This window comes from Amycolatopsis sp. YIM 10, assembly GCF_009429145.1.
Lineage (GTDB): Bacteria > Actinomycetota > Actinomycetes > Mycobacteriales > Pseudonocardiaceae > Amycolatopsis.
The window spans coordinates 1,338,664-1,345,000 of record NZ_CP045480.1 but is presented as its reverse complement, the minus strand read 5'-3'; the positions used below and the strand labels follow the sequence as shown (position 1 = coordinate 1,345,000).

Annotated in this window: 6 protein-coding genes (1 of these 6 cut by a window edge); 2 read left to right on the top strand and 4 right to left on the bottom strand. The window is 70.7% G+C overall.

From position 1 onward, the window contains the following. On the bottom strand, positions 1-34 hold the start of the coding sequence (gene glnA, locus YIM_RS06570) for a type I glutamate--ammonia ligase (protein ID WP_153029482.1). It extends 1,310 nt beyond the left edge of the window; the window shows 34 of its 1,344 coding nt (coding positions 1-34); the start codon lies at positions 32-34; the stop codon falls past the left edge of the window. Positions 35-70: 36 nt separating this feature from the next. Next, positions 71-1,399, bottom strand: a complete 1,329-nt coding sequence (locus YIM_RS06565) for an MFS transporter (RefSeq protein ID WP_153029481.1) — start codon at positions 1,397-1,399, stop codon at positions 71-73. On the opposite strand from YIM_RS06565, the gene YIM_RS06560 reads away from it, so the two are divergent. Both YIM_RS06560 and YIM_RS06555 read left to right on the top strand, forming a co-directional pair. Beyond that, entirely contained in the window at positions 1,398-2,360 is a 963-nt protein-coding gene (locus YIM_RS06560) for a GlxA family transcriptional regulator (protein WP_153029480.1), read from the top strand. The genes YIM_RS06565 and YIM_RS06560 overlap by 2 nt on opposite strands. A 19-nt stretch (positions 2,361-2,379) precedes the next feature. Further along, positions 2,380-3,075 (top strand): LppX_LprAFG lipoprotein, encoded by a 696-nt coding sequence (locus tag YIM_RS06555; protein WP_153029479.1) that lies wholly within the window; start codon positions 2,380-2,382, stop codon positions 3,073-3,075. Here YIM_RS06555 and YIM_RS06550 read toward each other — a convergent pair. Both YIM_RS06550 and YIM_RS06545 read right to left on the bottom strand, forming a co-directional pair. After that, positions 3,029-4,624, bottom strand: coding sequence for an alpha/beta hydrolase (locus YIM_RS06550; RefSeq protein WP_370468961.1), 1,596 nt, complete (start codon positions 4,622-4,624; stop codon positions 3,029-3,031). The genes YIM_RS06555 and YIM_RS06550 overlap by 47 nt on opposite strands. An 81-nt stretch (positions 4,625-4,705) precedes the next feature. Then, positions 4,706-6,238: an alpha/beta hydrolase gene (locus YIM_RS06545; RefSeq protein WP_194240060.1), complete on the bottom strand. Its 1,533-nt coding sequence runs from the start codon at positions 6,236-6,238 to the stop codon at positions 4,706-4,708. Positions 6,239-6,337 lie beyond the last annotated feature (99 nt).

Genomic DNA, 6,337 nt, shown 5'->3' with positions numbered 1-6,337 from the left:
GCGTGCGCAGCACGAACTCCTGCTGGCGATCCATGGCCGCACCCTATGCGGATCGTGTTAACGGCGTGTTTCAGGGCACCCGGAGGCGAGGCACGGCGATCGACATCACGGCGGCCAGCACGCACAGCCCGCCGGCGACCAGCCACGCCAGGTCGTAGCTGCCTTGCAGATCGCGCGTCAGCCCGGCGGCGAACGCCGCCAAAGCGGCGCCGACCTGGTGCGACGCGAACACCCAGCCGAACGCGATCGGCGCGGCCTCGCCGAACTTCTCGCGGCACAGCGCGACGGTCGGCGGCACGGTGGCGATCCAGTCCAGGCCGTAGAAGATGATGAAGACCCACATGCTCGGCTCCACGCCGGGAGCGAACAACGAGGGCAGGATCATCAGCGACAGCCCGCGCAGCGTGTAGTAGGCGCCGAGCAGCACCCGCGGATTCACCCGATCGGTGAGCCAGCCGGACAGGATCGTGCCCGCCACGTCGAAGATGCCGACCAGTGCGAGCAGCGAGGCCGCAGTGGTGTGCGGCATGCCGTGGTCGTGCGCGGCGGTGACGAAGTGCGTGCCGACCAGGCCGTTGGTGGACGCCCCGCAGATCGCGAAACCACCCGCGAGCAGCCAGAACGTCCTCGTCCGCGCGGCGTCGCGCAGGGTGCGCAGCGCGCGGGCGGCGCTGCTGCCGGTCACCGGCGCGGCGGAGACCTCGGCTTCACCCCCGTAGGCGGTGGTGCCGACGTTGGCGGGGTGGTCGTGCAGGAACAGCACCACCAGCGGGACCACCGCGAGCGCGGCCAGCGCGACCACGATGGACGCGGTGCGCCAGCCGTACTCGGTGGCGAGCGCGGCCACCAGCGGCAGGAAGATCAGCTGGCCGGTGGCGCCCGCCGCGGTGAGGATGCCGCTGACCAGGCCGCGGCGGTGCACGAACCAGCGGCCGGTGACGGTGGCGACGAAGGCCATCGACATCGAGCCGGTGCCGACGCCGACCAGCACGCCCCAGAGCAGTTGCAGCTGCCACGAGGCGGTCATGAAGATGGTGAGCCCGCTGCCCGCGGCGACCAGGGTGAGCGCCCAGGCCACCACGCGGCGCATGCCGAGCCGGTCCATCAGCGCGGCGGCGAACGGGGAGATCAGGCCGAACAGCACGAGGTTGATCGAGACGGCGGCACCGATCGTGCCGCGCGCCCAGCCGAACTCGGCGTGCAGCGGGTCGATCAGCACACTCGGGACGGACCGGAAGCCGGCCGCGCCGATCAGGGTCACGAACGCTACGGCGGCCACCACCCAGGCGCGGTGCAGCCGGTGGGTCCGCTGGCGGAGTTGGGTCACGCGATCAGTTTCGTGAAGTTTCGCCGCGCTAACTAGTGGCCGGAGCGCCAATATGTGAAAGAATCCGGCCATGGCCGGACCGCACCGCGTCGCCGTGCTCGCCATCGACGAGGTGGTCGGGTACGACATGCAGATCCCCACCCAGTTGTTCAAGACCGCCGAGCGCGCCGGGAAACCGCTCTACGACGTGCGGTTGTGCGGGATCGACGACCAGCCGGTGCGGGTCAGCGCCGGGTACACCGCGGTGCTCGACCACGGCCCGGAGGTGCTGGCCGAGGCGGACACGGTGATCATTCCCGGCACCAAGGTGCGCGGGCCCCGTCGCGAGGGCACGCTGCCGGACGACATCGCCGCGGCGCTCGCGCTGATCCGGCCGGGCACGCGGATCATGTCCATCTGCACCGGCGCGTTCGTGCTCGGCGCGGCCGGGTTGCTCGACGGCAGGCGGGCCACCACCCACTGGGCCTACGCGGACGAGTTGCGCCAGTTGTACCCGGCGATCGACGTGGACGAGGACGTGCTCTTCGTCGACGACGGCGACGTGCTGACCTCGGCCGGGCTCGCCGCCGGAGTCGACCTCTGCCTGCACGTGCTGCGTGCGGACCACGGCAGCGAGGTGGCCAACACCGCGGCGCGCTACTGCGTGGTGCCGCCGTTCCGCGAAGGCGGGCAGTCCCAGTTCATCGAACGACCGGTGACCGACGAAGGGGCCGGCAGCACGGCCTCGACCAGGGCCTGGGCACTCGGCCGCCTCGCCGAACCGCTGGACCTGGCGGCGCTGGCCGAGCACGCGCGGATGAGCGTGCGGACGTTCAGCAGGCGGTTCCGCGCGGAAACCGGCCTGTCACCGCGGGCGTGGCTGATCCAGGAGCGGGTCAAGCACGCCAGGCACCTGCTGGAGACCACCGCGCTGCCGATCGACCGCGTCGCGCGGGAATCCGGGCTCGGTACCTCGGCCTCGCTCCGGCAGCACCTCAACGCCGCCATCGGGGTGGCGCCGCTGACCTACCGGCGGACCTTCGCACGCGGCTGAGACGGCTAACGTGGGCACCATGTTTTCCCGCCGCCTGCTCGGGCTGCTGATGGTGACCGGCCTGCTCGGCGGCTGTGCCGCTTCCCCGGACGCCAGCGGGCCGCTGCCCGACGGCGCCGGTCTGGTGCGCGAAGCCGCCGCCGCGGTCGGCGAGCTGGAGGCGGTGCACTTCAAGTTCGGCATCAGCGGCATGCTCGACGGCCTCGACGTGCTCGACGTGGAGGGCGACGCGAGCCGGTCTGGCGGGCCGCACGGATCGGCGACCGGGCGCGCCGCGGTGCAGGAGGCCGACGACCGCGTCGACTACCGGTTCCAGCTCGGCGGCGACGCGTTCACGCTGACCGACGCGCAGGGCGCGACGCGTGCCGCCGCGATGCCGTCGTTCACCCCGGCGACGCTGCTCGACGACTCGCGCGGCCTGCCGCGGCTGCTCGCCGGGGCCACCGCGCTCCGGACCGAGACCAAGGAGAAGCTGGCCGAGGTGGAGACCTACCGCATCGACGGCCAGGTGCCGAAGGCGGTGATCAGCGCGGTGGTGCCGTCGATCCAGTCCGATGTGGACGTGAAGTTCTGGGTGGAGCAAGCGGCGACCAGGAACCTGGCGCGGGTGTGGCTGCAGGTGCCGCCGCGGCAGGCGAACGAGGGCGCGATCATGCTCGAGCTGGCGCTCACGGCTCCTGGCAACGGGTGTTCGCCGGGGGCAGGGTGCCGCTGATCAGGTAGTCCGTTGCCGCGTCGTCGACACACGGAACGCCCTGGAGGAACACCGTGTGCTGGGTTCCTTCGAACGTCAGCAGCGAGCCCTTCATCGCCTTCGCCAGGTTGACCCCCGCCTCGTACGGCGTCGCCGGATCGTTCGTGGTCGAAATGACCAGTACCGGCGGCACCCCGTCGACCTTCGGCGTGTGCGGTTCCGAGGTGTTCGGCACCGGCCAGAACGCGCAGGTGTCCAGCGCCGCGCCGTCCGGTTTGCCGTCGTCGAGGAAGGGCGCGGCCTCGTTGCCCTTCTTGAGGAACTCGGCGATCCGGTTCTTGTCGGTGATCTTCGGGTTGTCCACGCAGTTGATCGCGGTGAACGCGTCCTGGATGGCGCCGTAGGTCCCGTCCGCGCCGCGCTCGTTGTACTGGTCGGCGAGCGCGATCAGCTTGTCGCCGCGCTGCTGCTTCAGCTCCGCCAGTCCCGCGTTGAACTGCTTCCACATCTGCTGCGAGTACATGGCCTGGACGGCCGCGGTACCGGCGTCCTCGTAGGAGAGCTTGCGATCGCCCGCCGGGACGGGCTTCTCGATCAGCGGGCGGGTCAGGTCCTGGAACGCCTTCGTGGCGCCGGCCGGATCGCGCCCGAGGGCGCAGTCCTGCTGCCGCGCGCACCAGTTCGCGAATTCACCGAACGCCTTGCCGAAGCCGGTGATCTGCGCGAGGTTGCCGTCGAGCGAGTCCTGTTCCGGGTCGACCGCGCCGTCGAGCACCATCGCGCGCACCTTGTCCGGGAAGGCCTCGGCGTAGGTGTAGCCGATCTGCGTGCCGTACGAATAACCGAGATAGGTCAGCTTCTGGTCGCCGAGCGCAGCACGCAGCAGGTCGAGGTCCTTGGCCACGTCGCGGGTACCGAGATTGGCGAGCATCGCGGTGCCGTGCTCGGTGCGCTCGGCGCACTTCGCGCCGAACTGCCTGGCCTCGTCCTCCTGCTTGGTCACGCCTTCCGGGGAACCGTCGGTCTCGGCGTCGTCCGCGCGGTCGGCGTCGCGTTCGGCGTCGGTCAGGCAGCGGATCCTCGGCTCGCTCGCGCCGACCCCGCGCGGATCGAAGCCGACGATGTCGAACCGCTTGCCCGCCTCGCCCTTGGCCGCCTGCGCGGCGATGCCGGCGGCGGCCACCATGCCGGAGCCGCCCGGTCCGCCGGGATTGAGCACGAGCGAGCCGATCCGCTCCCCGGCCGCCTTGTGCCGGAGGACGCCGATGCTGATCTTCTCGCCACCCGGCTGGGCGTAGTCGAGCGGCACGCTGAGCCGCGCGCATTCGAGGTCGGGAACGCGGAACGCGGCTCTGCTGTCCTCACCCGTGGCGTACGGCGCGCATTCACCCCAGGTGAGCTTCTGCGCGTAGAAGCTCGCCATCGGGTCGGGCGGCGGGGTCGGCGTCGGAGGCGCCACCGACTCCACCGCGGTGTGCGGCGGGGGCTTCGGCGGCTCCTCCGCCGAGCACGCGGCGGTGACCAGGGCAAGGGGCAGCACAACAGCAATGACCGAGCGGAACGGGGGCACGCCGAGATCGTGCCACCGAACCCCGGCCCCCCGCAGCGCGCGAAATCACCCGGCGGAGTGCCATCCGGCGGGTAGATCGATTCACTTCCCGGCGCAGCGCGTCCCTTCGGCGGGCAGGGTTCCGTCGATCAGGTAGTCCGCGCCCGCCCGGTCGACGCACGTGACTCCCTGCAGGAAGACGGTGTGCTGGGTGCCCTCGTAGGTCAGCAGCGAGCCCTTCATCGCCTTCGCCAGGTTGACGCCTGCCTCGTACGGCGTCGCCGGATCGTTCGTGGTCGAGATCACCAGCACCGGCGGCACACCGTCGACGTTCGGCGCGTGCGGTTCCGAGGTGTTCGGTGACGGCCAGAAAGCACACGAATCGAGGGCGGCGCCGTCCGGACGCCCGTCGTCGAGGAACGGGGCGACCTGCATGTACCGCTCCTGCGACTCGAGGATCTTCGCCTTGTCCGTGACGCGCGGGTCGTCCACGCAGCGGATCGCGGTGAACGCGTCCTGGGTGGTCGAATACCGGCCGTCCGAGCCGCGCTCGTTGTAGGTGTCGGCGAGCTTCATCAGCGTGCCGCCGTTTCCGCTCTTCAACGCGTTGAGCCCGCTGTTCAACGTGTCCCACAGTTGCTGGGTGTAGAGCGCCTGCACGGTTCCGGTGGTCGCGTCCTCGTAGGAGAGGAGGCGGCCGTCGCCGACCGCGGCCTTGTTGTCGATCAGCGGCCGGGTCAGGTCCTGGTACGCCTTCGTCGCGCCCGCCGGGTCGCGGCCGAGCGCGCAGTCCTGCTCGGCCACGCACCACTTCACGAATTCGTCGAACGCCTTGCCGAAGCCCTCGCCCTGCGCGACCAGCGATTCCACCGAGTCCTGCTCGGGGTCGAGCGCGCCGTCGAGCACCATCGCACGCACGTTCTGCGGGAAGGTCTCCGCGTAGGTCGAGCCGATGCGCGTGCCGTACGAATAACCGACGTAGGAAAGCTTCGCGTCGCCGAGCGCGGACTTGAGCACGTCCATGTCCCTGACGACGTCCCTGGTGCCGACGTTCGCGAGCATGGCGGCGTGGTGGTCGGTGCGCTCGGCGCAGCGCTCGGCGAAGGTCTTGTTCTCCGCCTCCTGCTTGGTCACGCCTTCCGGTGAACCGTCGGCCTCGACGTCGTCGGCGCGCTCGGCGTCACGCTCGGCGTCGGTCAGGCAGCGCACCTGCGGCTGGCTCGCCCCGACCCCGCGCGGGTCGAAACCCACCAGGTCGAACCGGGAGGTCAGCTCGGGCGAGGACTCCGCCATCCCGGCCACCGCGGCCATTCCGGAGGCACCGGGTCCGCCGGGGTTGAACAGCAGCGAGCCGATCCGCTCGCCACTTCCGTCCGACCGGTGCCGGAGCACGCCGATGGTGATCGTCTCGGCGTCCGGTTTGGCATAGTCCAGCGGCACGGTGAGCCGCGCGCATTCGGCACCCTTCACCCCAAAGGCCGTCTTGGTGCTCGACGTTGTCGCGTAGGGTGCACATTCGCCCCAGCTCAGGGGCTGCGCGTAGAACTTTTCGAGACCGGCGGGAACCGGACCCGCCGGTCCTTTCGTTTCGGTCACCGGCCCCGGTGTTTCCTCAGCGGTGGAGCACGCGGCCATGACGACCGGTAGCGACGTTAGGACGAGGACAAGGCCCAGTCGGGACCGGTAGCGTTCGAGTCGGCGCACCTCGACGATGGTGCCAGTACCGAAGCGCGG

Bases quoted from the DNA above. Each gene is read 5' to 3' on its own strand.
- YIM_RS06560 (WP_153029480.1), top strand. From the start codon at position 1,398: ATGGCCGGACCGCACCGCGTCGCCGTGCTCGCCATCGACGAGGTGGTC.
- YIM_RS06565 (WP_153029481.1), bottom strand. From the start codon at position 1,399: ATGGCCGGATTCTTTCACATATTGGCGCTCCGGCCACTAGTTAGCGCG.
- YIM_RS06555 (WP_153029479.1), top strand. From the start codon at position 2,380: ATGTTTTCCCGCCGCCTGCTCGGGCTGCTGATGGTGACCGGCCTGCTC.
- YIM_RS06545 (WP_194240060.1), bottom strand. From the start codon at position 6,238: ATGGCCGCGTGCTCCACCGCTGAGGAAACACCGGGGCCGGTGACCGAA.